Source organism: Allokutzneria albata (genome assembly GCF_900103775.1).
Lineage (GTDB): Bacteria > Actinomycetota > Actinomycetes > Mycobacteriales > Pseudonocardiaceae > Allokutzneria > Allokutzneria albata.
Window position 1 is genome coordinate 7,598,355 of sequence record NZ_LT629701.1, and the last position, 23,891, is coordinate 7,622,245.

Annotated in this window: 29 protein-coding genes; 12 read left to right on the forward strand and 17 right to left on the reverse strand. The window is 70.7% G+C overall.

The annotated features are described in order from the left end of the window. Positions 1–639 precede the first annotated feature (639 nt). The 7 genes from BLT28_RS34700 to BLT28_RS34730 are packed head-to-tail and all read left to right on the forward strand — an operon-like array spanning position 640 to position 7,132. Positions 640–1,929, forward strand: a complete 1,290-nt coding sequence (locus tag BLT28_RS34700) for an ATP-binding protein (protein WP_030426425.1) — start codon at positions 640–642, stop codon at positions 1,927–1,929. Further along, complete coding sequence (locus BLT28_RS34705; protein ID WP_030426424.1) at positions 1,926–2,339, forward strand: roadblock/LC7 domain-containing protein; 414 nt, start codon at positions 1,926–1,928, stop codon at positions 2,337–2,339. Before BLT28_RS34700 ends, BLT28_RS34705 begins: the two co-directional genes overlap by 4 nt. Next, positions 2,336–2,689 carry a DUF742 domain-containing protein gene (locus tag BLT28_RS34710; RefSeq protein WP_030426423.1) on the forward strand — a complete coding sequence of 118 codons (354 nt, stop codon included), beginning with the start codon at positions 2,336–2,338 and terminating at the stop codon, positions 2,687–2,689. Before BLT28_RS34705 ends, BLT28_RS34710 begins: the two co-directional genes overlap by 4 nt. Beyond that, positions 2,667–3,266, forward strand: a complete 600-nt coding sequence (locus BLT28_RS34715) for a GTP-binding protein (protein ID WP_030426422.1) — start codon at positions 2,667–2,669, stop codon at positions 3,264–3,266. Before BLT28_RS34710 ends, BLT28_RS34715 begins: the two co-directional genes overlap by 23 nt. After that, complete coding sequence (locus BLT28_RS34720; protein WP_231950525.1) at positions 3,263–4,609, forward strand: cytochrome P450; 1,347 nt, start codon at positions 3,263–3,265, stop codon at positions 4,607–4,609. The genes BLT28_RS34715 and BLT28_RS34720 overlap by 4 nt, the downstream gene beginning before the upstream one ends. 58 nt (positions 4,610–4,667) lie before the next feature. Then, the gene (locus tag BLT28_RS34725; protein ID WP_156050350.1) at positions 4,668–6,023 is read left to right on the forward strand and encodes a cytochrome P450; all 1,356 of its coding nucleotides are present in this window, start codon (positions 4,668–4,670) and stop codon (positions 6,021–6,023) included. Positions 6,024–6,082: 59 nt separating this feature from the next. Continuing rightward, positions 6,083–7,132: an NAD(P)H-dependent flavin oxidoreductase gene (locus BLT28_RS34730; RefSeq protein ID WP_030426419.1), complete on the forward strand. Its 1,050-nt coding sequence runs from the start codon at positions 6,083–6,085 to the stop codon at positions 7,130–7,132. Here BLT28_RS34730 and BLT28_RS34735 read toward each other — a convergent pair. Continuing rightward, positions 7,129–8,565: an amino acid permease gene (locus BLT28_RS34735; protein ID WP_030426418.1), complete on the reverse strand. Its 1,437-nt coding sequence runs from the start codon at positions 8,563–8,565 to the stop codon at positions 7,129–7,131. The two genes, BLT28_RS34730 and BLT28_RS34735, sit on opposite strands and share 4 nt — an antisense overlap. 90 nt (positions 8,566–8,655) lie before the next feature. On the opposite strand from BLT28_RS34735, the gene BLT28_RS34740 reads away from it, so the two are divergent. Both BLT28_RS34740 and BLT28_RS34745 read left to right on the forward strand, forming a co-directional pair. Further along, the gene (locus BLT28_RS34740) at positions 8,656–9,321 is read left to right on the forward strand and encodes an MOSC domain-containing protein (RefSeq protein ID WP_052406692.1); all 666 of its coding nucleotides are present in this window, start codon (positions 8,656–8,658) and stop codon (positions 9,319–9,321) included. A gap of 14 nt (positions 9,322–9,335) precedes the next feature. Then, the gene (locus BLT28_RS34745) at positions 9,336–9,950 is read left to right on the forward strand and encodes a DsbA family oxidoreductase (protein WP_030426416.1); all 615 of its coding nucleotides are present in this window, start codon (positions 9,336–9,338) and stop codon (positions 9,948–9,950) included. 63 nt (positions 9,951–10,013) lie between these two features. Here the strand turns inward: BLT28_RS34745 and BLT28_RS34750 are convergent, their stop codons facing one another. Beyond that, positions 10,014–10,679 carry a response regulator transcription factor gene (locus BLT28_RS34750; RefSeq protein WP_052406691.1) on the reverse strand — a complete coding sequence of 222 codons (666 nt, stop codon included), beginning with the start codon at positions 10,677–10,679 and terminating at the stop codon, positions 10,014–10,016. Between the two features lie 209 nt (positions 10,680–10,888). Continuing rightward, a complete protein-coding gene (locus tag BLT28_RS34755) occupies positions 10,889–11,854 on the reverse strand; it encodes a zinc-binding dehydrogenase (protein WP_030426414.1) in 966 nt (321 codons plus the stop codon). A 77-nt stretch (positions 11,855–11,931) separates the two neighbouring features. Here BLT28_RS34755 and BLT28_RS34760 point away from each other — a divergent pair, with 77 nt between their 5' ends. Genes BLT28_RS34760 through BLT28_RS34770 form a run of 3 tightly spaced genes read left to right on the forward strand, consistent with a single transcriptional unit; the run spans position 11,932 to position 12,888 of the window. Beyond that, the gene (locus BLT28_RS34760; RefSeq protein WP_030426413.1) at positions 11,932–12,141 is read left to right on the forward strand and encodes a hypothetical protein; all 210 of its coding nucleotides are present in this window, start codon (positions 11,932–11,934) and stop codon (positions 12,139–12,141) included. Continuing rightward, complete coding sequence (locus BLT28_RS34765) at positions 12,138–12,575, forward strand: ribonuclease domain-containing protein (protein ID WP_030426412.1); 438 nt, start codon at positions 12,138–12,140, stop codon at positions 12,573–12,575. Before BLT28_RS34760 ends, BLT28_RS34765 begins: the two co-directional genes overlap by 4 nt. Positions 12,576–12,597: 22 nt before the next feature. After that, positions 12,598–12,888, forward strand: coding sequence for a barstar family protein (locus BLT28_RS34770; protein WP_052406690.1), 291 nt, complete (start codon positions 12,598–12,600; stop codon positions 12,886–12,888). Here BLT28_RS34770 and BLT28_RS34775 read toward each other — a convergent pair. From BLT28_RS34775 to BLT28_RS42285, 14 genes are all read right to left on the reverse strand, one after another. Further along, positions 12,875–13,234 carry a GntR family transcriptional regulator gene (locus BLT28_RS34775; protein ID WP_030426410.1) on the reverse strand — a complete coding sequence of 120 codons (360 nt, stop codon included), beginning with the start codon at positions 13,232–13,234 and terminating at the stop codon, positions 12,875–12,877. The two genes, BLT28_RS34770 and BLT28_RS34775, sit on opposite strands and share 14 nt — an antisense overlap. A 2-nt stretch (positions 13,235–13,236) precedes the next feature. After that, positions 13,237–13,911, reverse strand: a complete 675-nt coding sequence (locus BLT28_RS34780; protein WP_030426409.1) for a hypothetical protein — start codon at positions 13,909–13,911, stop codon at positions 13,237–13,239. Positions 13,912–13,923: 12 nt separating this feature from the next. Further along, complete coding sequence (locus BLT28_RS34785; protein WP_052406689.1) at positions 13,924–14,790, reverse strand: hypothetical protein; 867 nt, start codon at positions 14,788–14,790, stop codon at positions 13,924–13,926. Positions 14,791–14,872: 82 nt separating this feature from the next. After that, positions 14,873–15,643, reverse strand: a complete 771-nt coding sequence (locus BLT28_RS34790) for an enoyl-CoA hydratase-related protein (protein ID WP_030426407.1) — start codon at positions 15,641–15,643, stop codon at positions 14,873–14,875. A gap of 58 nt (positions 15,644–15,701) precedes the next feature. Continuing rightward, positions 15,702–16,316 (reverse strand): hypothetical protein, encoded by a 615-nt coding sequence (locus tag BLT28_RS34795; RefSeq protein ID WP_030426406.1) that lies wholly within the window; start codon positions 16,314–16,316, stop codon positions 15,702–15,704. A gap of 144 nt (positions 16,317–16,460) precedes the next feature. Continuing rightward, positions 16,461–17,084: a hypothetical protein gene (locus BLT28_RS34800; protein WP_030426405.1), complete on the reverse strand. Its 624-nt coding sequence runs from the start codon at positions 17,082–17,084 to the stop codon at positions 16,461–16,463. A gap of 230 nt (positions 17,085–17,314) precedes the next feature. Next, positions 17,315–18,070 carry a sirohydrochlorin chelatase gene (locus BLT28_RS34805; protein ID WP_407638781.1) on the reverse strand — a complete coding sequence of 252 codons (756 nt, stop codon included), beginning with the start codon at positions 18,068–18,070 and terminating at the stop codon, positions 17,315–17,317. Between the two features lie 5 nt (positions 18,071–18,075). Continuing rightward, entirely contained in the window at positions 18,076–18,948 is an 873-nt protein-coding gene (locus BLT28_RS34810; protein WP_030426403.1) for an ABC transporter permease, read from the reverse strand. Then, a complete protein-coding gene (locus BLT28_RS34815; protein ID WP_030426402.1) occupies positions 18,935–19,696 on the reverse strand; it encodes an ABC transporter ATP-binding protein in 762 nt (253 codons plus the stop codon). Before BLT28_RS34815 ends, BLT28_RS34810 begins: the two co-directional genes overlap by 14 nt. 7 nt (positions 19,697–19,703) lie before the next feature. Then, positions 19,704–20,753, reverse strand: coding sequence for an ABC transporter substrate-binding protein (locus BLT28_RS34820; RefSeq protein WP_156050456.1), 1,050 nt, complete (start codon positions 20,751–20,753; stop codon positions 19,704–19,706). Positions 20,754–20,803: 50 nt separating this feature from the next. Next, positions 20,804–22,123, reverse strand: coding sequence for a sulfate adenylyltransferase subunit 1 (locus BLT28_RS34825; protein WP_030426400.1), 1,320 nt, complete (start codon positions 22,121–22,123; stop codon positions 20,804–20,806). Continuing rightward, entirely contained in the window at positions 22,123–23,028 is a 906-nt protein-coding gene (gene cysD, locus BLT28_RS34830; protein WP_030426399.1) for a sulfate adenylyltransferase subunit CysD, read from the reverse strand. Before cysD ends, BLT28_RS34825 begins: the two co-directional genes overlap by 1 nt. Continuing rightward, positions 23,021–23,704, reverse strand: a complete 684-nt coding sequence (locus BLT28_RS34835; protein WP_030426398.1) for a phosphoadenylyl-sulfate reductase — start codon at positions 23,702–23,704, stop codon at positions 23,021–23,023. The genes cysD and BLT28_RS34835 overlap by 8 nt, the downstream gene beginning before the upstream one ends. Then, positions 23,701–23,862 (reverse strand): Insertion element protein, encoded by a 162-nt coding sequence (locus BLT28_RS42285; protein ID WP_081899907.1) that lies wholly within the window; start codon positions 23,860–23,862, stop codon positions 23,701–23,703. The genes BLT28_RS34835 and BLT28_RS42285 overlap by 4 nt, the downstream gene beginning before the upstream one ends. Positions 23,863–23,891: the final 29 nt, after the last annotated feature.

A 23,891-nucleotide genomic window follows, 5' to 3' on the forward strand; every position in this document is an offset into this window, starting at 1 on the left:
CCCCCGGGCACGCTGACATCGGCGGAGGAGAGTGACGGCGGCGGCCGGCCCCCGACAGTCCGGTCGCCACCGTCGTAGTTGAGAAGACGGCCCGACCTCCGCGCGTATGCATGCAAACGCTGCGAACAGGATGGAGGGCGTCTGTGCTAGGGACGACGGGAGCGTGGGTTGCGTTGCCTCGTCGGCCGCGATTGCTCAAACGATCACGCTAACGGCCTAGTGGCACGCCTTCCGCGGCGAGTCGGACGGCGCCGGTGAAAGGGTGGAATGCCGCCGTGCCACAGAAACTCGTGTCGTGGCAAGCGGATTAGCTGAACCGGGTGGCGCATCATGAGTTCGGGTGATTTCCCGGCAGTCCACTTCTCCCAATTGGCCCTGTTTCGCCCATCCAGAAAAGCGAGAAGTTTTCGGAGATGGCCCGCGTGCTGCGCCGGGAAACGGTGAAAGTGCCGGGTAGGCAAGGATTTCACCGCATTGTGCCGCAGCTCGACTGTTGATGATCTTGGAGATGTACCCGATAGGGTAAGCGGTCCGGTGATCGCCCAAACCTCCTTCACCGGAGACACTTCGCCGTCGGTGTCGTTGCCAGTGCCGTTGTCTCAAGTCGTTGTCGGAGTCGCTGTCGACCGTGAGGATCTGATGGGGCAAGAAGTACTTGCGGCCGCGTTATGGGTTGCGGTCGCGTTCGCGCTCGCCGTGGTCGTCCTGCTGGCCCGCCAGCACGGCATCACCAACCGGTTGCGCGCGCGCAACGCAGAGCTCGAGACCACGGTCCGGGCCCGGGTCGAGGAGGAGGCGCACCTCGTCTCCACCCGCCTGCCCGCCCTCGCGGCGACACCCGACCACCGGCAGGAGGAGGTCCCGCCCCCGCTGCACCCCGGGGTCGCGGGAGCGCACCAGGTGGTGCTGGAGCTGTTCGCGGAGTCGATGCGGCAGGCGAAGGACCGCGGTGAGCAGTCCGCGCGGACCGCGGTCAAGGCGATGATGCGCGCGGTGCAGAGCCTGGCCAACGAGCAGCAGCTGGCGATCTCGGCCATGCAGGAGGAGCACGACAACCCCACCGTGCTCGGCGGCCTGATGACGATCGACCACATGAACTCCCAGCTCGGCCGCCGCGCCCAGGCGACGGCCGTGCTCTGCGGTTCGTGGCCGGGCCAGCAGCGCTCCGCGTCCTCGCTGACCGACGTGGTCCGCGGCGCCACCTCCCGCATCCGGGACTACCTCCGCGTCCAGGTGCCGACCCAGGCCGACACCGCCGTGGTCAGCCGCGCGGTCGAGCCGGTCGTGCTCACCGTCGCCGAACTGCTGGACAACGGCGCCCGGCACTCGCCGCCGAACACCTCGGTCCAGGTCAACTTCCAGCAGGCGCACAACGGGATGGCGATCGTCATCGACGACGCGGGCGTCGGCATGAACAACGACGAGCTGCGGCACGCCGCCGAACTGCTCTCCGGCCGCGCGGGCCAGGACATCAACCGGCTCGGCGACCCGCCCCAGGTCGGCTTCGCCGTGATCGGCCTGCTCGCCGCGCGCTACGGGTTCTCCGTCTCCGTCGACACCCGCTCGCCCTACGGCGGCGTGCGCGCGGTGGTGTTCCTGCCGACCGCGCTGCTGACCAGGGTCCCGCTGCCGGAGCCGGCCCCGGCGCGCCCGGAGGTCCCCGAGACGCACGCCACCGTCGTCCCGCACCCCAGCTCACCCCGCCACGGCCGCAAGGAGGAGCCCGCGACCGCGGGTGAGCCTGAGCGCACCCCGGGCGGCCTGCCCAAGCGCCGCCGCCGGGACGCCCCGGCCGAACTCGGCGCCCAGACAACACCGTTGCCGATCCGCCCGGCGTCCAGGACCACGTCCGGGCTGGGTGCGTGGCAGCGCGGCACCCGGTCCGGCCGCGCCGTCCCGCCCGTCGCAGAGGGGAGCCCCCAGGAATGACCGAACCCACGAACAACCGGCTGGGCTGGATGCTCGACAACGCGTTGCAGATGCCGGAGACACTGCACGCCATCCTGCTCTCCGCGGACGGGCTGCTGATGGCCCACTCGCAGACGATCACCAGGGACGACGCGGACCGGCACGCCGCGGCCATGTCCGGACTGCAGGCGCTGGCCCGCAGCACCGCGGAGTTCTGCGGCGGTTCCATCAGCGGCTGGCAGCAGACGGTCAACGAGTTCGCGGGCGGCTACGTCTTCCTCGTCGCGGCAGGGCCGGGCGCCTACCTGGCGGTCTCGGCCACCGAGCGGGTGGACATGGAGGCCGTGTCGTTCCGGCTGCAGGAGCTGGTGCAGCGGCTCGGCAAGGAACTGACGAGCCCGCCCCGGCAAGGAATCGGTAGCCGGGCATGACCCCGAACCGGCGGGAACGCGCGCTGGTGCGGCCGCACGTGGTGACCGGCGGCCGCGCGCACCCGACCCGCAACACCTTCGACCTCGTCACCCTGGTGACGGTGGCCCGGGACCAGGTCGCGGGCCTGAGCCCGGAGAAGCGCCGCGCCATGGAGCTGTGCCGGGGCGGGGCGCTGTCGGTCGCCGAGGCCGCCGCGCACCTCGGCCTTCCGGTCAGCGTCACCAAGGTGCTGCTGTCCGACCTGGTCGACAGCGGGCACCTCGCCGTCACCTCCGAGTCCCCGGCCCGCGGCGGACCCGACCTGAAGCTGCTCAAGGATGTGCTCGATGGCCTCCGCGCGCTCGTCTGACGGCATCTACGTTCGCGACACCGTGCGCACCGCGGTGAAACTGCTCGTCGTCGGACACTTCGCGGTGGGCAAGACGACCTTCGTCGGCACGCTCTCGGAGATCCGCCCGCTGCGCACCGAGGAGACGATGACGCAGGCGGCCCAGCACGTCGACGACCTCGCGGGCACGCGGGGCAAGAGCACCACCACGGTCGCGATGGACTTCGGCAGGCTGACGCTGAACGACCAGCTGGTGCTCTACCTGTTCGGCGCGCCCGGGCAGCACCGCTTCAAGCAGTTGTGGAAGGACATCGCGACCGGGGCGCTCGGCGCGCTGGTGCTCGCCGACACCCGCAGGCTCGAAGCCTCCTTCGACATCATGGGCCTGTTGGAGGAGCTGGGGCTGCCCTACGCCGTCGCGGTCAACGACTTCGACGACGCGCCGAAGTTCCCGGAGTCGGAGCTGCGCGAGGCGCTGGACCTGCTCCCGGAGACCCCGCTCGTCACCTGTGACGCCCGAGACCGGGTGTCCTCAACGCACGCACTGATCGCGCTCGTGGACCACCTCCTCCATCGCCCGGTACGGGAGTATGCGTGAACTCAGCTCCGGCAGGCACTGACATCGGCACGGGCTGCCCCGTCGCGGAAGGCCGGGTTCCCTTGTACGGGCCCGAGTTCACCGCGAACCCGGCCCGCGTCTACGAGCGGCTGCGCGAGCAGGGGCAGACAGCCCTGGTCGAGCTGGCGCCCGGGGTGCCCGCGACACTCGTGGTCGGTTACGACGCCGCGCTGGAGGTGCTGCGCGACCCGGGCGAGTTCCCCAGGGACGGCCGCCGCTGGGCGGCGACGGTTCCGGAGGACTGCCCGGTGCTGCCGGTGATGTCCTACCGGCCGAACTGCCTGATGACCGACGGCGCGGAGCACGCGCGGCTGCGCGGGGTGATCACCGAGAGCCTGGCCAGGGTGGACCCGAACAAGGTCCGCGCGCACGTCGAGGCCACCGCGGACATGCTGATCAACCAGTTCGCCCAGCGCGGGTCGGCGGACCTGCTCACCGAGTACGCCGTCGCGCTGCCGCTGTGGGTGTTCACCTTCCTGCACGGCTGCCCGAGGGACGTGGGCGAGCGGATGGTCACCGGCATGCGCGACATCGTGGACATGCGCGACCCGGAGCGGGCCAACGAGCAGCTGACCGCCGCGCTGCTGGAGCTGATCGCGCTGAAGCGGCGGGAACCCGCGCAGGACATGGCGTCCTGGATGATGGAGCACCCGGCGCAGCTGACCGACGAGGAGATCCTGCACCAGCTGTTCCTGATGCTGGGCGCGGGAACCGAGCCGGAGGCGAACCTGATCGCCAACGCGTTGCGGCTGCTGCTGTCGGACTACCGCTTCGCCGGGTACGTGGCAGGCGGCAGCATGCGGATCGAGGACGCGCTCGACGAGGTGCTCTGGACCGACCCCCCGGTGGCCAACCTCTCCGCCAGCTACCCGGTGCGCGACGTCGTGGTCGCGGGCAGGCGGCTGCCGGCCGACCAGCCCGTGGTGATCAGCTACGCGGCGGCCAACACCGATCCCGGCTTCGGCGTCGAGCACCGTTCCGGCAACCGGGCCCACCTGGCCTGGGGCGCGGGTCCGCACGCGTGCCCGGTGCAGGGGCAGGCGCGGATGGTCGCCTCGATCGCGATCGAGAAGCTGTTGGACCGGCTGCCCGACCTGACCCTGGCGGTACCGGTCGAGGACCTGCCGTGGCGGGAGTCGCCGTTCCTGAGGGCGCTGGCCGGGCTGCCGGTCACCTTCACCCCGGTGCGCGCGGTCGAGACGGCGCCCCCGACGGCCCCGATGCCCGTGGTGCCCGGTGCGGACAGGCCGATCGCCCCGCTGCCCGCGGCGACCGGGAAGCGGTGGATGCACACGATCATCCGGTGGTGGCGCGGACAGTGACGCCCCGGACAGCGAGACCCCGGACAGCAGGAGAACGCAGGAGACCAGGAGCGCGCGCGTGAGCTCTCACTTCCCCGACGAGGACCGTGGCCCGGCGAGCTGCCCCTTCTCCGGGCGCCGGGTTCCCCTGTACGGCCCGGACTTCACCGCCGATCCGAGCGCGGTGTACGAGCGGCTGCGTGAGCAGGGGCAGACCGCGCCGGTGGAGCTGGCGCCGGGGGTGCACGCGACGCTCGTGCTGGGCTACGACGCCGCACTGGAGGTGCTGCGCAGCCCGGGGACCTTCGTCAGGGACGGCAGGCGGTGGCAGGCCACGATGCCGCCGGACTCCCCTGTGTTGCCCGTCATGGGTTACCGGCCGACCTGCCTGATGTCCGACGGGGACGCGCACGCCCGGCTGCGCCGGGTGATCAGCGACGCCTACGGCAAGATCGACCCGAACATGATCCGTGCGCACGTCGAGGCCACTGCGGAGATGCTGATCGGCCGCTTCGCCGCGGCCGGGGAGGTGAACCTGCTCGCCGACTACGCGGTGGCGCTGCCGCTGTGGGTGTTCAACTACCTGCACGGCTGCCCGACGGAGCTGGGCGACCGCCTGGTCAGCGGGATGAGCCGGGTGGTGGACGTGGTCGAGGCCGAGCAGGCCAACGTCGACCTGACCAGGGCGCTGACCGAGCTGGTGGCGCTGAAGCGGCGCGAGCCCGGGCACGACGTGACTTCGTGGATGATGGCGCACCCAGCGCGGCTCAACGACGAGGAGATGCTGCACCAACTGGTCATCGTCCTGGGCGCGGTGACCCAGCACGAGGCGAACCTGATCGCGAACGCGTTGCGGCTGCTGCTCTCCGACGACCGCTTCGCCGGCGACTTGGCCGGCGGCAGCATGCAGATCGAGGACGCGCTCGACGAGGTGCTCTGGACCGACCCGCCGATGACCAACCTCTCGGTCACGTTCCCCACCCACCCGGTGAACGTGGGCGGGGTGACGCTGCCCGCCGACCAGCCGGTGCTGATCGGCTACGCCGCGGCCAACGCCGATCCGACCGTCCACGGTGGACACCGCGCGGGCAACCGCGCGCACCTGTCCTGGGGGGCGGGCCCGCACGCCTGCCCGGTGCAGGGGACCGCGCGGCTGATCGCCTCGATCGCGATCGAGAAGCTGCTGGACCGGCTGCCGGACCTGCACCTCGCGGTGCCCGAGGAGCGGCTGGAGTGGCGGCCGAGCCCGTTCTTCCGGTCGCTGACGGCGCTTCCGGTGAAGTTCACCCCCGTGCGGGCGGCCGGCGCGGACACCGTCTCCGTCCCGTCGTGGGCGCGGCTGACGCCCAGTTCCGTGCCCCAGTTGCCGCAGGAGCAGCCCCCGCCGCCCGAGGGCTGGCGGCACGCGCTCGGCCGGTGGTGGCGCGGCCAGTAGCTGTGGCGTGCGCGGCATTCACCTCTCCGGGGCGGTGAACCGGGTCTAGGGTCCGAAGGATGTTGGCGGACTTGCGGATTCCGGTCATCGCCGCGCCCATGGCGGGTGGCGTGTCCACCCCGGAGCTGGTCGCCGAGGTCGGCCGCGCCGGAGGGTTCGGCTTCCTCGCCGCCGGGTACCTGCCCGCGGAGGCGGTGGCGGCGCACATCGCCCGAACCCGGGAACTGGGCTCGCATCCCTTTGGTGTCAACCTTTTCGTGCCCGGTCCGGAGAGCGAGGCGGACCTGCGCGCCTATCGGGAGTCGCTGCGCGCGGAGGCCGACCGCCACGAGGTGGCGCTGGGCGATCCGCGGTGGGAGGACGACGACTACCCGGCCAAGCTCGATCTGGTCGTCGGCGAATGCGTGCCGGTGGTGTCCTTCACGTTCGGCTGCCCGGAGCCCGCTGTCGTACGACGCTTGCGGGACAACGGGATCCAGGTCGTCGTCACGGTGACCACACCGGCCGAGGCGCGCATCGCCGTGGACGCCGGAGCCGACGTGCTGTGCGTGCAGAGCGCTGACGCGGGTGCGCACCGCGGGCTGTTCGTCGACGACGGCTCACCCGCGGGCGGTCCGAGCTACGGGCTGCTCACGGCGCTCCGCTTGGTCATGGAGACCGTGGACGTGCCCGTGATCGCCACCGGCGGTCTGATGCACGGGGCGGACGTCGCGGCGGTGCTGACCGCTGGAGCCGTTGCGGCGCAACTCGGAACGGCCTTCCTGCGGTGCCAGGAGGCGGGAACCCCGGCGGCGCACCGCGCGGCGCTCGTGGCGGGGGACCGGCGGACGGAGTTCACGCGGGCGTTCACCGGGCGCCCCGCGCGCGGTCTGGTCAACCGGTTCCTCACCGAGCACAGCGCGGACGCGCCCTCGGCGTACCCGCAGGTGCACCACCTGACGAAACCGGTGCGGGCCGCGGCGAAGCGAGCCGGGGACCCGGAGGCCATGTCGCTGTGGGCGGGGCAGGCGTACTCGCTCGGCCGGGACCTGCCCGCCGCGGAGCTGCTGGCCCGGCTCGACGGCGAGGCCCGGGACGCGGTGTCCCGGGCCCGCCGCCGGTGGCCCTAGTCCTGAGCGGACCGGTTGAGCTCGGACCTGCGGTAGGAGTAGGCGAAGTAGATCACCAGGCCGATGGCGAACCAGACGCCGAAGCGCAGCCAGGTCTCCCACTGCAGGAAGGTGATCAGCCAGATCGAGAAGCCGACACCGACCAGCGGCACGAACGGCATCCACGGGCAGCGGAAGCTGCGCGGCAGGTCGGGCTGGCGGTAGCGGAGCACGATCACCGCGACGCAGACCACCACGAAGGCCAGCAGGATGCCGATGTTGGTCAGCTCGGCGGCCTCGTTGATGTTGAGGAACCCGGCGATGAACGCCGAGGCGACACCGACGATCCAGGTGATCCTGGTCGGCACCTTGCGCACCGGGTGGGTCTTGGCGAACCACTTCGGCAGCAGGCCGTCGCGGCTCATCGAGAAGCCGACCCTGGTCACGCCCATCATGAAGGTGAACATCACCGTGAGGATGCCGAGGATCGCGCCGACGGCGATCACGATGCCGATCACCGGCAGGCCGACCTGGGCGAAGGCGTCGGCGAACGCCGCCTCACCGTCGATCTTGGCGAACGGGATCATGCCCGTGAGCACCAGGCAGGCCAGCACGTAGAGCACCATCGAGATGGCCAGCGAGTAGATGATCGCCTTGGGCATGTGCTTCTGCGAGTCCTGGGACTCCTCGGCCGCGGTGCTCATCGCGTCGTAGCCGAAGACCGCGAAGAACACCGTGGCCGCACCGGTCACCGCGCCGGTGAAGCCGAACGGGAAGAAGTCGGTGTAGTTGCCGGTGTCGATGTAGAAGAAGCCGACCGCGATCACCAGGACCACCACGCCGACCTTCAGCCACACCAGCGCGGTCTCGAAGCGGGCGGCGTTCTTCATGCCCAGCGTCAGGACCCACGCGATGAGCAGGCACAGCAGCACGGCGAACAGGTTCACCGAGTAGCTGCCGGGCGCGACGCCCTCCGGCTCGGTGCCCGGGGCGCCGAGCATCCACTGCGGCAGGTCGATGTTGAGGAAGCCGAGCAGCTTGGTGAAGTAGCCGGAGATGCCGATGGCCACCACCGCCACGATCGCGGTGTACTCCAGCAGCAGGTCCCAGCCGATGAACCAGCCGACGATCTCGCCGAGCACGGCGTAGCCGTAGGTGTAGGCCGAGCCGGCCTTGGGGATCAGCCCGGCGAACTCCGCGTAGGCGAAGGCGGCCGCGGCACTGGCGACACCGGCGATCAGGAACGAGATCAGCACCGCCGGGCCTGCGGTCTTGTTCGCGACGGCCCCGGCCAGGGAGAAGATCCCCGCGCCGATGATGCCGCCGACGCCGATCGCGGTGAGCTGCCACAGCCCGAGGGACCGCGTCAGCTCGCCCTCGTGCTCGGAGGCGATCTGTTCCACCGGCTTGCGTCGGAACACGCTCCGACCGCCCCGGGGGCCTGCTGTAGTCATGCCTTCTCCCTCCATGCGCGACGATGCGCATCAGATCCAGGCGCGAAAAGTAGTTGAACACCTCGGGAAGAGCAGCGCTACGTTCGTCACATGAAGCTGGGGTGTGTCGAGTCAGTCAACCTTGCCGTCGTCAGTACCGCCGCGTGGACCGGCCGCAAGAAGAGCTCCGGGATGGACAAGCGCCCGACCGCCGGACCGACGATGTTCACCGCGGACGGGGTCGTGGGGGACACCGTCGTCGACCGCGCGGTGCACGGCGCCTGGTACCAGGCCGCGTACGCCTTCCAGCTGGAGGACCTGCGCTACTGGTCGGAACGCCTCGGCAAGGAGCTGGTGCCGGGCAACGCGGGCGAGAACCTGACCCTGTCCGGCTTCGACGCCAGCGACGCGCTCGTCGGGGAGCGGTGGCGGATCGGCGGGGCGGTGCTGCGGGTGACCGGTCCGCGCTCGCCGTGCGTGGTCTTCGCGGGCTTTTGGGACCACCCGAAGCTCGTCAAGGAGTTCACCGCGGTCGGGCGGCCCGGGCCGTACCTGGCGGTGGAGCAGGCCGGGGAGATCAGCGCGGGCGACACCGTGGAACTGCTCGACCGCCCCGAGCACGACGTGTCGGTCGCGACGCTGTTCGCTTTCCTGTTCGGAAACCGAGAGGTGACGGACCGGATTCCTCCGGTGCTGGAGCACCTGCCGCAGCCGTGGGCCGAGCACACCGAGAAGCTGTTGGCCGGAGCACAGCGGGGAACAGTCCACCAGGGCTGAGTGTTGCCGCAGGCATGCGACTAGAGGTCTGGTCCGACGTCGTCTGTCCCTGGTGCTACATCGGCAAACGCCGGCTGGAGCAGGCACTGGAGGTCTGGCGCGCCGAAGGCGGTGAGGACGTCGAGGTGCGGTGGCGGCCGTTCCAGCTCGACCCGGGCAGCAGCAGCGACGGCCGCCCGCTCGACGAGGCGATGGCGGAGAAGTTCGGCGGCGCCGAGCAGGCCGCGCGGATGATGGCCGGCGTGACCGCGACGGCGGCCGAGGTCGGCCTGGAGTACCGCCTGGACCGGGCGGTGCGCGCGAACACCTTCGACGCGCACCGCGTGCTGGCCCTCGCCGCCGGGCAGGGCGTGCAGGACGCGGTCCAGGAGCGGTTGTTCCGCGGCTACTTCGTCGAGGGCGCCAACCTCGGTGACCGGGCGACGCTGACGGCCCTCGCCGCCGAAGCGGGCCTGCCCGGGGTGGACCTCTCCGGCACCGGGGACGTGGACGCGCTGCGGGCGGAGCTGGCCGAGGGCATCGCGATCGGTGTGCGCTCGGTGCCGACGTTCGTCGTCGGCCGCCGCGGCGTCGCGGGCGCGCAGTCCGCCGAGGTCCTGCTCGACCTGTTGCGGGGTGCCCGGAACTGACGAAGGCCCGGCGGTTGACCTCCCCCGAGGTGGCCGCCGGGCCTTCGTCGTCGTCGCGTCGTGCTAGATCGCGCTCGGTTCGAGCACGGAGCGGTTGGTGACCAGGCCCATCCGATAGGCCTGGACCACCGCCTCGGTGCGGTTGGCCGCCTGCAGCTTGCGCCGGATGCTGAGCACGTGCGTGCCCACCGTGGCGCTGGAGATGTGCAGGTAGGCCGCGATCCGGGAGTTCGACATGCCCTCCGCGAGCAACCGGAGCACTTCGGTCTCCCGCTCGGTCAGCTCCTCCTCCGGCCGCTGGTTGCTCGGCGACAGGAGGTGGATGATCTCCTGGCTGTACTGTCGCAGCATGCGCGGCGAGATGAACAGCTCGCCGCTGGCCGCCGCGGACACCGCGCACAGCACGTCCCAGGCCCCGACGGGCTCGGTCAGTACCGCGTTGACCCTGCGACGCAGGGTGCGGGCCACGTGTTCCTCACTGGCACAGACCACGATGACCGGGACGAGTCTGCCGTCCCGCTCGCGGTGCCGGTCGAAAGCGTCCCAGTGACCGGCGATCGCCTCGTGGTCCACCAGCCACACGTCGATGTCGGACCGGGGCGGCTGTGCCAGAGCCGCCCCGGCGTCGTACCAGACATCGACGATGTTCAGACCGTAGAGATCGCCGTTGAGCGTGTAGATCCACGACGCCGCTGGTCTGTCTCCGGTGATGTAGCCGACTCGCATCATTCGGAAGCCCCCACTTCCTCGGTTACCTCTGCGCGCCGGACCGGATCGAGGATGATCCGTGTGAACGCTACGGACCGCCCCCATGCGGTCCAGCAATAGTTTTGTTACGGGCACCCATTTTTCTCATGACGTGCACCCCTCGCGGGGCACGGCGAGTCTAGCCGTTTCTACGCACCCGGAGTGGCCTCCATAGACGTTTCGAGCACCCGCTAACGCGTGAAAACGATCTTGCCGGCGGTCTCGCCGCCGAGCATCGCGCGGAAGCCCTCCTCGGCCCGTTCCATCGGCAGTTCGGCGCCGATGCTGGGCTTGAGCCCGGCCACGTCCATGAACGAGATCAGGTCGGCCAGCTCCGCGCGGGTGCCCATGGTGGAACCCACGACGCGCAGCTGCAGGAAGAACAACCGCTGCAGGTCCGCGGGCGGGTTGCCGCCGGTGGTCGAGCCGGAGCAGACGATCACGCCGCCCGGCTTGAGGCTGCGCATCGAGTGGTTCCAGGTGGCCTCGCCGACGGTCTCGAAGACGCCGTCGACCCGCTCGGGCAGCCGCGCCCCGGACTCGAAGGTCGCGTGCGCGCCCAGCTGTTCGGCCAGCGCGCGCTTGGCCTCGCTGCGTCCGGTCGCCCACACCCGCAGCCCGGCGGCGCGGCCGAGCTGGACGAGCGCGGTGGCCACGCCACCGGAAGCGCCCTGCACCAGCATGGTCTGGCCCGGTCGCAGCTCGGACTTCACGAACAGCATCCGGTAGGCCGTCAGCCACGCCGTGCTCAGGCAGGCTGCGTCGGCGAAGCTCATCGACGCGGGTTTGGGCAGCACGTTGGCCGCGGGCACCACGACGGTCTCGGCGAAGGTGCCCTGGTGCAGCTCGGTGAGCAGGGTGCGCTTGGGGTCGAGGGTCTCCTCCCCGGTCCACCCCGGCGAGGTGATCACCGAGTGCAGCACCACCTCGGTGCCGTCGGCGAGGACTCCCGCGCCGTCGCAGCCGAGGATCATCGGGAACCGCTCGGCCTTGATGCCGACCCCGCGCAGCGTCCACAGGTCGTGCATGTTCAGGCTGGCCGCGCGCACGGTCACCGGCACCCAGCCGTCGGGGACCTGCGGTTCGGGGCGCTCGCCGACCACGAGGCCGGCCAGGGGGTCGTCGGGGTGCGGGGCGTCGGCGTACACGGCGAACATGGTCGAAACCTAGCGCCGGGACCCCGACAGTGCCCGTGACGCCGGTCACTCCGAGCGTGGGGCGTAAGGTGCACCTCGTGTTTGACTGGCTGGTCTCCTGGTGGGACAGCGTGGAGTTCTGGGTGGTCGGGCTCTGGTTCCCCTTCCAGTTCGTCCTCGTCATGGCCGTGTTGCTGCCCGCGTGCTGGGGCGTGGCGCTGGGTATCGACCGGGCGGTCGACCGCGTCTCGGCCGCGTTGGGCACCGCGCGCGGGAAAGCCGCCGACAAGCGGGAACCCACGCGGTGACCTCGCGCAGGCGGATCACCGTCGCCCTGGTCGGACTGGTCGCGCTCGTCGTGGTCGGCTGGTTCGCGCGGGACCTCTTCAGCGGCTCCGAGCCCTCGGGCGCGTGCGCGGTCTCGGCCCAGTCCAAGGTCCCCGGCGCGGCCAGCGGGCTGCGGGTGTGCCCGCTGAGCGGGCTGCCCAAGGAGGCCGCGACCACCTGGGAGAGCATCCGGGCGGGCGGTCCGCACAAGTACCCCAAGAACGACAACGTGGACTTCTTCAACCGCGAGGGCGTCCTCCCGGCCAAGGCCCGGGGCTACTACCGCGAGTTCACCGTGCCGACGCCGGGGGAGAACACCCGGGGTGCACGCCGGTTGGTGACCGGCCAGACCGGTGAGGTCTACTACACCGCCGACCACTACAAGAGTTTCGTCGTCGTCGACACGTCCCGATGACTGTTTCCAGCGAGGTGAGGCAATGACCACCAGGCATGTGGTCGACGGCTCTACCGTCAACTCCAAGAGCGCGGCGATCGACGCGATCGCCAAGGCCATGTCGTTCCCGTCCTACTTCGGACGCAACCTCGACGCGCTCTACGACTGCCTGGTGGACCTGTCCTGGTTGCCCGTCGGGAACCACGTGCTGGTCTGGACCGACCACCACGTCCTCGCCGAGGAGGACCCGGACGCCTACGGCCGGGTGCGCGACGTGCTGGAGGACGCGGCCGAGGCCAATCCGCGGCTGGTGCTGCGGCTCACCGCGAACTGAGCTCCGCCCGCACCAGGTCGAGCAGCTCCGGCTCGCCGAGTCCCAGCCGCCGGGCGGCCGCGACCAGCTCGCGGGTCAGCCGGACCAGCTCCGCCCGCTGGCCCGTGGCGCCGGTGGCCACCACCGCTCCCCGGCCGCGGCGCAGCTCGATCAGTCCCTCGTCGCGCAGTTGCTGGTAGCCGCGCAGCACCGTGTGCAGGTTGATCCCGAGCGAGTCCGCCAGCTCCCGGGCGGGCGGCAGCCGGTCGCCCGCCTGCACCGCGCCGTCGGCGATGCCCCCGCGCACGCAGGCCGCGACCTGGTCGCCCAGGGGCACCGAGGAGGACGGGTCGATCTTGATCAGCATGGTCAGTCCCTGGTTCTCGCCCGCTCGGCGAGCGAGTTCAGCTGCGTGGCCGCGGAGTCCGCGTCGTCGACGGTGACGACGTACTCGGTGCCATTGTCCAACTCGACGACGAGGGTGGTGCCGGACCGGGCTCGGGCGAGCTTGACCTCGTCGAGCGCGATCCGCTTGCGCAGCGGCGCCGAGTACACGGTCAGCCCCTTGGCGTCCACGGTGATCCGCTTCGGGATGACGACCTCGCCGGCCAGCGCGTAGCCCAGTGCGCCGGACAGCGCCGCCACGAGCAGCGTCAGCGGGAAGGTCCACCAGCCGAAGGTGACGGACTTGGCGTCGGCGACGTCGAGGTTGGCGGCCACGACCGCGGCGAAGAGGGCGGCGTGCATGCCGCTCACCGCGAAGCTGGTCAGCACCAGGAAGCGCTGGGCGGGCGGGTTGCGCCGGGCCATCAGGAGCAGGGCGAGGCAGAGCAGGCTGATCACGGCGGGTGGGAACGAGAAGACCGACAGCAGTCCCGAGCCCGACAGGTGGCTGTTCGCCCGCCCGGACGGCCCGACGTTGGCGGCCAGCGGCTCCGGCATCCGCTCGGCGAGGGCGTGCCAGGTCAGGAATGCCGCGCCCAGCACGAGCACCGGCGGTGCGAGCGTGAGCAGGAGCCGACGTGCGAACTTCGGCGACGGCATGGGACTGGCTCCTCAGGCTCTGCCTCGTGCGCGGTGCGCGAGGGTGTTCAGCAGCGCGGACGCGGTGTGCGCGTCGTCGATGCTGACGACGTACTCGGTGCCGTTCTTCTGTTGGACGACGAGGGTCTCGCACGAGCGCAACCGCATGGCGAACGTGTCACCCGCCCGTCGCACAGTCGCGGACTCGATCTGGTCCAGCGGGATTCGCTTGCGCGGCCAGCCCAGCAGCGTCGGCCACACCGTCAGCCCGTTGGCGTCGACGGTGACCCGGACAGACGCGAGGAAGGCGAACAACGCGCAGGGCATGAGCAGTACTGGCAACAGCGACCAGGCGCGGGCGGAGAGCACCAGGTACGCGAAGAAGGCCGCGGACAGAACCAGGAAGGCGGCAGCGGGCCAGCTGATGCTGGTGGTCTTGCTCCACGTCGCGCGCTCGTCCGGAGCCAGGTCGATGCGCGGGGACTTGTCCGGGTCGTCGAAGTCGACCTCGCGTGCGAGGAGGACGACCGGCGCGCACAGGACGATCGCGACACCCGCTCCGACGGCGATGGGCACCCACGTCGGGATCGGCCCCAGTGACGGGTCGACGCCGACCGCGAGGTACAGGCCGTGCTCCGCCGCCACGTACCCGGCTCCGATGGCGGAGTAGGAGCTCGCGTAGCGCGACGAGGTCGAGGTGCCCCGGGTCAGGAACACCGCCAGGACACCGCACGAGGTGGCCACGGCCAACTTGAAGGCTGCCGTGGCGAGGGCGCTCGGCGCGGTTTCCGGCAGGGCGTCCGCGAGGGCGAACTGCGCGAGCACCAGCAGGGCCAGGACGGCGAACGGGACCCCGACCGCCAGGGCGAGGTGGCGGCGGGACATCTTCGGCTGTGACATGTGATCACCCCTTGTTTGCATACAACTATAACAAATTGCCGAGGGGTGCGGGCAAGGGCCGCGTCGGCCCCCGCCCGGGTGATCAGTCCCGCGGAACCCAGGAAGCGGGGCGCTTCTGCAGGAAGGACGCGATGCCCTCCTGGCCCTCCTCGCCCGCGAAGTGCTTCGCGGACAGCTCCAGCATCGCGGCGAAGTCGTCGGCCATGCTCACCGGGTGCCTGCGCAGCATCTGCTTGGTGGCCGCGAGCGCCTGCGGTCCGCCGAGGGCCAGCATCCCGGTGAAGCGGCGGACCTCCTCGTCCAGCCGCTCGGCGGGCACCGCGGAGTTGATCAGGCCGATCCGCTCGGCCCTGGCCGCGTCGAACTTCTCGCCGGTCAGGAACAGCTCGTGGGCGGCCCTCGGCAGCAACCGGGGCAGGACGGTCACCGAGATCACCGCGGGCACGACGCCGATGCGGACCTCGGTGAAGGCGAAGCTGGCGTCCTCGGCTGCGACGGCGATGTCCGCGGCGGCGACCAGGCCGACCCCGCCCGCGCGCGCCGGGCCCGCCAGCTTCACGACCACGGGGGTGGGGCTCTCCCAGATCAGCTGCAGCAGCTCGGGGAACTCGTTGACGCCCTGGTCGGTGGAGCCCGCGCCCTTGGACTCCTTGAGGTCCATGCCGGAGCAGAACACCGGGCCGGTGTGGTCGAGCACGATCACCCGGACCTCGGGCGCGTCGATCGCGGTCGTCAGGTGCGCGCGCAGTTCGCGGCGCAGCTGCGCGGACAACGCGTTGCGGTTGTGCGGGGAGTCCAGCGTGATCGTCGCGATCCCGCGCTCCACGGAGTAGTGCACCAGCTCGTCAGCCATGCACCGCACTCTAAGCGCCCACGGCGGGGTGCGAATCCCGCCGTGGGCGCCGAGAGGGTCAGCCGATCGTCGTGGTGGTGAGTGCGGGGTTGGGGTCCGGGTAGCAGGCGGTCGGGGCGTCGATCGCGCCGAGGATCGTCTGCGCGGTGGCGGTGAAGGTCAGTCCGGGATCGGCGAAGCTCGTCCCGCCGAGCTTGGACTCGATCGTTCCGGAGCTGCCCGCCTTCAGGGTGACCGTCAGCGTGGGCAGTTCGAAGTCCGCGCCTCCGGCGAGAGTTCCGGAAAGCCGAAGCACGAGTGTCCCGTTTTCGTGGGTCACCGTGGCTTCGCCGACTCCGGAACCGCCCGACACACTCGACGAGACGTACGTCGAGTTCGCCGGTACCGGAACCTTCAGTGCGAAGTTCTTGACCTCTTTCAGCGTGTAGTTGCCGACCTTCGCCGGAACCTTGTTCGGGGCCGGGTCGACGACGACTGCCACGTCCCCGCCCGCGGCGACCGTGGCCGGGGCGGTGGCGGTGACCTCTTGGTTCAGCGAAGCGCTGACCTTGCCGATGGGCGTGGTCGCCTCGCATTTGTAGGCGATGGGGGCTGCGGCGGCAGGGGTGGCCAACGCGAATACCGGAGCGATGGCGACGGCGGCGACGAGAGCGATTCGAGATGCAGGGGACATCTGCTGACCTCGCTTCTTCAACATTCCCGACAACGGCGGCGGGAATGCGAGCATCACACGGGGCCTACCTCCGGGTAACCCGCCGAAGGTCGCGGGTTCGCGTCCGTGCGGGCGCCGGAGCAGGGTCGGCGCCCGCACGGGGGATCAGGCGATCTTCGTGGTGGTCAGCGCGGGGTTCGGGTCCGGGTAGCAGGCCACCGGCGCGTCCACCGGGAGCGGGCCGAACTCGGCGGTGCCGGTGAAGGTCAGGCCCGGCTTGTCGAAGCCGGTGCCGCCGAGCTTGCTCTCGATCGTCCCCGAGGCGCCCGCCTTGAGCTTCACGGTGATCGTGGGCAGCTCGATCGCGGCGCCGCCCTTGAGCGGCCCGGCGAGCGTGACCACCATGTTCCCGCCCTCCTGCACGATCGTCGGCGTGCCGATGCCGGAACCGCCGGAGAGCGCGACCGAGACGAAGGTGGAGTTCGCCGGGACCGGAACGGCCAGCTTGAAGTTCTTCACCTCGCGCACCTTCACCCCGTTGATGGTGGCGGGGATGGTGCTCGCGGGCGGGTCGAAGACCAGCTCGAACTCGGCGCCGGGCTTGACCGTCGCGGGCGCCTTGGCCTCCATGGCCTGCGTGACGCCGGCGTTGACCGGGCCGATCGGGGTCTTCGCCTGGCAGGCGAAGGTGACCGAGGCTGCGGAAGCGGGGGCGGGCAGCGCGAGCACGGGGGCCAGCGCCAGTGCTGTGACAAGGGAGCCGGCAAGAGCGATGCGGGCAGGGCTCATCGACGAAACCTCGCTTTGTGAATCGTGCGCTCCCGGCTTCGGCGGCGGGAGGAAAGCGAGCCTCGCACGACGAATGCTTTCCGGTGATGCGACGAAAGTAGGTTCTCGCCTTCAGTGAATTCTGGTCACGGGAATTGCTCACCAGGGCACGGGCGGTATGAGCCCGAGAAATGCGGCGGCGATCAGCACCGCCGCGACGAGCACGGCCGTGGGGTCGATCCGCCGCGCGGTCACGCCGACCGCGCCGTGTCGAGAGCCGTGCCGAGCGCCGCGTCGAAGCGGTGCAGCACGAGCTCCGCCACCTCGACGTCGTCCCCGAGCGGCGGCGCCACCACGGCGGAGGGCCCGGCGAGGTCGACGATCCGGTCGGGCAGCCGCCCCGGCGCGAGGAACCACGACGCCACGGCGATCCGTCGCGCCCCACGGGCTTTCAGCCGCTCCACGGCGGCGGGCACATCCGGCTGCGCCGACGCCGCGAACGCCGCCTCGACGCCTGCCCACCGCGAGCCGCGCTCCCAGCGACGCGCCACGTCCGCCACCGCGGCGTTCGCGGGCGGGTGCGAGGACCCCGCCGCGGCCAGCACGACGCCCAGCTCGGGATCGGCCGGATCGACACCCGCGGACAGCAACCGCCGCCACGCCGCCGACTCCAACCGAGGGTCGGGGCCGAGCACGTCGGCGATCCGAACGTCCAGGCGCGGGTGCCGGGCGACGGACTCCGCGACCGCGCCCGGAACGTCGACGCGCGCGTGGAAGGCGCTGCCCAGCAACAACGGCACGACAACAGCCGATCGTCCGACCCCGCGCAGCACGTCGGTCAGGCGCGGCGCGGACAGGTCGAGGAACGCGGCCCGCACGTCCTGGCCCGGCCGGAGCCGGCGAACGACGTCCAGCAACTCGGAAACCGTTGCGGCGGAACGGGGATCACGGCTGCCGTGGGCGACTGCCACCAAGGGGACCGAAGATCCGCTTGCGGGATCGAGCATCGTCATCATGCTGGGGCTCCGGTGAGACCGCGGGAACGAAGCACGCGCCGTTCCAAGGGACGGAAGAAGAGCAGTTCCACGCCGATGCCCACGACGAGGATGAGCAGGATCGCGGTGATCACCGTGGACATGTCGGTGAGCAGGCGGCCCTGCTCCAGAAGCTGGCCGAGGCCGATGCCGAGGTCGGGGGAGCGGGCGATGATCTCCGCGGCCATCAGCGAGCGCCAGGAGAACGCCCAGCCCTGCTTCAACCCGGCCAGGTAGCCCGGCAGCGCCGCGGGCAGCAGCACGTGCCGCGCCGACTGCAGCCGCCCCGCGCCGAGCACCGAGCCGACCCGCAGCAGCAGCGGCTGCACCTGGTCGATCCCGGCCACCAGGCCGTTGGCGATCGAGGGCACCGCGCCGAGCAGCACCACCGCGTAGATCATCGAGTCGTTCAGCCCGAGCCACAGCACGGCCGCGGGCACCCATGCCACCGACGGCAGGCTCTGCAACCCGCTCAGCAATGGGCCGATCGCGGCGCGCACCACCCTCACGCGCGCCACGACCAGCCCCAGCGGTGTGCCGATCGCCACCGCCACGAGAAAGCCGAGCACCGCGCGGTGGGTCGAGGTCCACAGCGTCTCAGTGATCTGGCCTTCCCCGGCCAACCGGACGAACTCGTCGGCCACCGCCAGTGGCGACGGCAGCTTCCACTCCGGCCACAGCGCGGCGGCCCACAACACCTGCCACACAACGATGATCAGCACGATCGCGACGACCGGCGGCACCACCACCGAGGCGAAGCGGCGCAGTCTGCCCGGCCGCTCCCGCACGGGAGCCGGCGCGTCGAGCGCGTCCAGCCCCGCTTCGAGCGCCCTGTTGTCAACCTCGGGCATGGCTGGAGATCACTCCTCGCAGCTCGCCGGTGATCTCCTGCGCCAGGTCCTCGCCGCCGTCGCCGACCTCCCACTCGCGGACCACTCGGCCCGGGCGCGAGGACAGCAGCACGACACGTTGTCCGAGCCGCACCGCTTCGCGCACGTCGTGCGTCACGAACAGCACGGAAGTGCCGGTCTGCACCCAGATCCGCCGCAGTTCCTCCTGCAGGACATCGCGCGTGATGGCGTCGAGCGCCGCGAACGGCTCGTCCATGAGCAGCAACGGGGCGCCAGCGTCGGTGTCGTCGAGCGTGGTCGCGAGCGCACGGGCCAACGCGACCCGCTGCCGCATTCCGCCGGACAGCTCGTGCGGGCGCTTGCGGGCGGCATCACCGAGCCGCACCAGGTCGAGCAGCTTCGCCGCCCGCTCCTCACGCTCCGCGCGCCCGATTCCGCGCAACTTCAAGGGAAGTTCGACGTTGCGCGCGGCGGTCAGCCACGGCATCAGCGCGGGCTCCTGGAACACGACCGCCGGGCGTCCACTGTGGACATCAATCACGCCGGTCGTCGGCTTCTCCAGCCCGGCGACCAGCGACAGCAGCGTGGACTTGCCGCAGCCGGACGCGCCGAGCAGGCAGACGAACTCGCCGGGCCGGACGTCGAGGTCGACCCCGTCCAGCGCGGCGACGGTGCCGAAGGACTTGCCGACACCGAACAACCTCACCACATGATCGACACTCGTTGCCTTCGCCAGAGTCGCGGTCATGGCAGCCTCACTTCTTGTCGAGTCCGGAAGCGTCCACTGTGGCCACACCGGCCGCCTTCAGCGCTTCGTTGAGCGCCGTGACGTCGACAAGGCCCTTGAGGTCGATCTCCTGCTTGGTCACACCCGCCGTCACGGCGTCCTTCGACAGCTTCGGGAAGCGCCCGGCGAGTGGGTCGAACGAGAACTCGATCTGGCTGAAGGCGCGGTCCAGCACCGAGTCCGCGAGCGGCTTGCCCGCGTGCTTGGCCAGGCCGGTGTTGACCACCTTCTTCGCCGCGGCGGGTTCGGCGTTGAGCCATCGCACCGCGGCCACGTGCCCGCTCAGCAACGCTTTCACGGTCTGCGGGTGCTTCTTGGCGAACTCGGTCCGCACGATCAGCACCGTCGTGGGGAACTTGCCCTCCGGCCACAGCTGGCGCTCGTCGACGAGCACCTTCGCGCCCGCCTCCAGCACCAGGCGCGAGGCCCAGGGCTCCGGCAGCCAGCCGCCGTCCAACTGTCCGCTCCGGAACGCGTCGAAAGTCTGCGGGTTGTCGGTGGTGAGCACCTTGACGTCGTTGCCGCCGGTCGTGTCCACCTTGAGCTTGTGCTCGGCCAGCCACGCCCGCAACGCCACGTCCTGCGTCCCGCCGAGCTGCGGGGTCGCGATCGTCCTGCCCCGCAGCTGTTCCACCGAGGTGATCTCCGGCTTCACCACGAGCTGCGCGCCACCGGAGGCCGCGCCCGCGATCAGCCGGACGGCCTCGCCCTTGGTCTTGGTGAAGGCGTTGATCGTGGGGTTGGGTCCGACGAACGTGGCGTCCAGCGATCCGGACAGCAGCGCCTCGATCGCGGACGGCCCCGCGTTGAACGCCTGCGTGCTCAGCTTCGTCGCGCCCAGTTCCTTGGCCACGAAGCCTTTCTCCTGGTCGATGCCGACCAGGGCCGCCGCGTGCGTGACGTTCGGGAAGAAGCCCAGCCGCAGTTCCGCGGCGGGACCCGCGTCCGCGACCGGCTTGTCCTCCGACGGGCCGCCGTCCGCGCGGGTGCACGCGCCGAGCGCCATTGCGGCGATCATGACTAGGGCGAAGCTGCGGGTGCGCACGGTGCCTCCTGGAGAGGGGTGGGTCAGGGACCGGGGGAGACGAGGTCGCGCTCGTCGCGCTGGATCGGGGCTCCGCCCCGCAGGGGCAGGGGAGCGCCGACCAGGCCCGCGGCGAGGGTGCCGCCGTCGGCCGGGTCGATCACCAGGAACGAGCCGGTCCGGCGGCTCGCCACGTAGTCGTCGACCGGCAGCTGCTCCGAGGTCCGGATCACCACACGGCCGATCTCGTTGAGCGACAACGACTCCGGACCGTCCACAAGGGACAGGTTCTGCTCGTCGAAGCGACCGGACAGCTCGGTCACGATGGCCTGCACGGTCCTGGTGCCGTGCTTGACCAGCACACGAGCGCCCGCGCGCAGCGGCTTCCCGGCCAGCCAGCAGATCGTGGCGTCCAGTTCGTCCACGAGCTTCGGCTGGTCGTCGGCCGCCGCGATCACGTCGCCGCGCGAGATGTCGATGTCGTCGGCCAGCAGCACGGTGACGGACTGGCCCGCGGTCGCCTCGTCGAGCGGGCCGTCCGCGGTGTCCACGCGCTCGATGCGGCTGCGCCTGCCGGACGGCAGCACGACCACCTCGTCACCCGGGGTCGCGACACCGGCCGCGACCTGCCCGGCGTAACCCCGGTAGTCGGGGTGCTCCGGCGTGCGCGGGCGGATCACGTACTGCACCGGGAAGCGCAGCGGCACGTCGCGCGGGTCGGGCGCGACGGGCACGGACTCCAGGTGCTCCAACAGGGTCGGCCCGGTGTACCAAGGCGTCTGAGTGGAGCGTTCGACCACGTTGTCCCCGTGCAGCGCCGAAACCGGCACGATCACCAGCGCGCCGGCGGCGTAGCCGAGACCGGTCACGTAGTCGGTGAAGTCCCGCGCGATCGTGTCGAAGACCGTCTTGTCGAAGCCGACCAAGTCGATCTTGTTGACCGCCAGCACGAGCCGGGGAACCCCCAGCAGCGCGAGCACCGCGGCGTGCCTGCGAGTCTGCTCGAGCACGCCCTTGCGCGCGTCCACCAGGAGGATCGCGAGCTGCGCGGTCGAGGCTCCGGTCACGGTGTTGCGGGTGTACTGCACGTGCCCCGGGGTGTCGGCGAGCACGTAGCTGCGGTTGGGAGTGGCGAAGTAGCGGTAGGCAACATCGATGGTGATGCCCTGCTCACGCTCGGCCCGAAGACCGTCCACGAGCAGCGAAAGGTCCGGAGTGGACAGTCCGCGGTCGGCGCTCGCGCGCTGCACGGCTTCGAGGGTGTCGGCGAGCACCGACTTCGTGTCGTAGAGCAGGCGTCCGACCAAAGTGGACTTCCCGTCGTCCACGCTGCCCGCCGTCGCGAGTCGCAACAGGTCGCTCATCAGAAGTACCCCTCACGCTTGCGGTCTTCCATCGCGGCCTCGGAGAGCCGGTCATCGGCGCGGGTGGCTCCGCGCTCGGTGAGCCTGCTCGCGGTCACCTCGGCGATCACTTCGTCCACAGTGGACGCATCGGACCGGACGGCGCCGGTGCACGAGCCGTCCCCGACGGTGCGGTAGCGCACGGTCATCTCGGTGACCGGCTCGTTCTCCCTCGGCCCGCCCCACGGGCCGGAGGTGAGCCACATGCCGTCGCGCTGGTAGACCTCGCGCCGGTGGGCGAAGTAGATCGACGGCAGCTCGATGTTCTCCCGCTCGATGTAGCGCCACACGTCCAGCTCGGTCCAGTTGGACAGCGGGAACACCCGCACGTGCTCGCCGGGGCGGTGGCGGCCGTTGTACAGGCTCCACAGCTCCGGCCGCTGGCGGCGCGGGTCCCACTGGCCGAAAGCGTTGCGCAGGCTGAAGATGCGCTCCTTCGCCCGCGCCCGCTCCTCGTCCCGCCGTCCGCCGCCGAACACCGCGTCGAACTTGCCCTCGGTGATCGAGTCCAGCAGCGGCACCGTCTGCAACGGGTTGCGGGTGCCGTCCGGGCGCTCGGTGAGGCGGCCGTCGTCGATCCAGTCCTGGACCTTGGCCACCACCAGCCGCGCACCGAGCTTGTCCACGAGGTTGTCGCGGAACTCGATGACCTCGTCGAAGTTGTGCCCGGTGTCCACGTGCAGCAACGGGAACGGGATCGGTGCGGGCCAGAAGGCCTTGTACGCCAAGTGCACGAGCAGCGTGGAGTCCTTGCCGCCGGAGAACAGGATCACCGGCCGGTCGAACTCGCCTGCCACCTCGCGGAAGATGTGGATCGCTTCCGCCTCAAGGGCGTCCAGGTTGTCGGTGATGACAGCGTCAGCCATGAAGCCCACACTCCGTCTTGGCCAGCCCGGCCCAGCGGCCGCTGCGCGGGTCGGCGCCCGGCAACGGCTTCGCGGTGCAAGGCGCGCAACCGATTGACGGATATCCCTCCTGCACCAAGGGGTTCTCCAAGATTCCGTGTTCGGCGATGTAGTGGTTGAACTCCTCGTCCGTCCACGCCGCGATCGGGTTGATCTTGACCAGGCCGTTGCGGTCGTCCCACTGCACGATCGGCGTGTTCGCCCGCGTCGGCGCGTCCACCCGGCGCACTCCGGTCACCCACGCGTCATAGCGCGCGAGAGTCCGTTGCAGCGGAACGACTTTCCGCAGAGCGCAGCACTTGCCGGGGTCGCGGGCGAAGAGGTCCTTGCCGTACTCCGCGTCCTGCTCCGCAACGCTCTGTTCGGCCTGGGCGTTGACGATGTTCACGTCGTAGACCGTCTCCACCGCGTCGCGGGTACCGATGGTCTCCGCGAAGTGGTAGCCGGTCTCCAGGAACAGCACGTCCACGTTCGGCTTCACCTTGGTGGCGAGGTCGATGAGCACTGCGTCCTGCATGTTCGACGCGACGATCCAGCGGTCCCCGAAAGTCCGCGCCACCCACGCCAGCGCTTCTCCCGCGCTGGCCTCGGCGTACTCCGCGGACGCCTTCTCAGCCAGCTCGCGCAACGCGGTCACCTGCTCACCTCCGCAGTGGTGGAAGACAAACCGACGTACTTCACGGCGAACACGCGACGGCACCCACCGCACAACCAGGCCCCGTGCGGCTCTGGCTCGGGGCGGAGGTCTTCATCGCCGCAGTACGGGCAAAAGAACAAGGAAGCTCGCTCAGTCATGACTGAGCCTCCGCGGAGAAAAGTACGTC

Excerpts from the sequence above, each read along its gene's own strand:
- BLT28_RS34810 (WP_030426403.1), bottom strand. The coding sequence starts at position 18,948 with ATGCCCGAGGTTGACAACAGGGCGCTCGAAGCGGGGCTGGACGCGCTC.
- BLT28_RS34740 (WP_052406692.1), top strand. The coding sequence starts at position 8,656 with ATGAAGCTGGGGTGTGTCGAGTCAGTCAACCTTGCCGTCGTCAGTACC.
- BLT28_RS34710 (WP_030426423.1), top strand. The coding sequence starts at position 2,336 with ATGACCCCGAACCGGCGGGAACGCGCGCTGGTGCGGCCGCACGTGGTG.
- BLT28_RS34795 (WP_030426406.1), bottom strand. The coding sequence starts at position 16,316 with ATGTCCCCTGCATCTCGAATCGCTCTCGTCGCCGCCGTCGCCATCGCT.
- cysD (WP_030426399.1), bottom strand. The coding sequence starts at position 23,028 with ATGGCTGACGCTGTCATCACCGACAACCTGGACGCCCTTGAGGCGGAA.
- BLT28_RS34750 (WP_052406691.1), bottom strand. The coding sequence starts at position 10,679 with ATGATGCGAGTCGGCTACATCACCGGAGACAGACCAGCGGCGTCGTGG.
- BLT28_RS34745 (WP_030426416.1), top strand. The coding sequence starts at position 9,336 with ATGCGACTAGAGGTCTGGTCCGACGTCGTCTGTCCCTGGTGCTACATC.
- BLT28_RS34735 (WP_030426418.1), bottom strand. The coding sequence starts at position 8,565 with ATGACTACAGCAGGCCCCCGGGGCGGTCGGAGCGTGTTCCGACGCAAG.
- BLT28_RS34815 (WP_030426402.1), bottom strand. The coding sequence starts at position 19,696 with ATGACCGCGACTCTGGCGAAGGCAACGAGTGTCGATCATGTGGTGAGG.
- BLT28_RS34705 (WP_030426424.1), top strand. The coding sequence starts at position 1,926 with ATGACCGAACCCACGAACAACCGGCTGGGCTGGATGCTCGACAACGCG.
- BLT28_RS34770 (WP_052406690.1), top strand. The coding sequence starts at position 12,598 with ATGACCACCAGGCATGTGGTCGACGGCTCTACCGTCAACTCCAAGAGC.
- BLT28_RS34775 (WP_030426410.1), bottom strand. The coding sequence starts at position 13,234 with ATGCTGATCAAGATCGACCCGTCCTCCTCGGTGCCCCTGGGCGACCAG.
- BLT28_RS34700 (WP_030426425.1), top strand. The coding sequence starts at position 640 with ATGGGGCAAGAAGTACTTGCGGCCGCGTTATGGGTTGCGGTCGCGTTC.
- BLT28_RS34730 (WP_030426419.1), top strand. The coding sequence starts at position 6,083 with ATGTTGGCGGACTTGCGGATTCCGGTCATCGCCGCGCCCATGGCGGGT.
- BLT28_RS34715 (WP_030426422.1), top strand. The coding sequence starts at position 2,667 with ATGGCCTCCGCGCGCTCGTCTGACGGCATCTACGTTCGCGACACCGTG.
- BLT28_RS34785 (WP_052406689.1), bottom strand. The coding sequence starts at position 14,790 with ATGTCACAGCCGAAGATGTCCCGCCGCCACCTCGCCCTGGCGGTCGGG.
- BLT28_RS34755 (WP_030426414.1), bottom strand. The coding sequence starts at position 11,854 with ATGTTCGCCGTGTACGCCGACGCCCCGCACCCCGACGACCCCCTGGCC.
- BLT28_RS42285 (WP_081899907.1), bottom strand. The coding sequence starts at position 23,862 with ATGACTGAGCGAGCTTCCTTGTTCTTTTGCCCGTACTGCGGCGATGAA.
- BLT28_RS34825 (WP_030426400.1), bottom strand. The coding sequence starts at position 22,123 with ATGAGCGACCTGTTGCGACTCGCGACGGCGGGCAGCGTGGACGACGGG.
- BLT28_RS34820 (WP_156050456.1), bottom strand. The coding sequence starts at position 20,753 with ATGATCGCCGCAATGGCGCTCGGCGCGTGCACCCGCGCGGACGGCGGC.
- BLT28_RS34800 (WP_030426405.1), bottom strand. The coding sequence starts at position 17,084 with ATGAGCCCTGCCCGCATCGCTCTTGCCGGCTCCCTTGTCACAGCACTG.
- BLT28_RS34780 (WP_030426409.1), bottom strand. The coding sequence starts at position 13,911 with ATGCCGTCGCCGAAGTTCGCACGTCGGCTCCTGCTCACGCTCGCACCG.
- BLT28_RS34790 (WP_030426407.1), bottom strand. The coding sequence starts at position 15,643 with ATGGCTGACGAGCTGGTGCACTACTCCGTGGAGCGCGGGATCGCGACG.
- BLT28_RS34805 (WP_407638781.1), bottom strand. The coding sequence starts at position 18,070 with ATGCTCGATCCCGCAAGCGGATCTTCGGTCCCCTTGGTGGCAGTCGCC.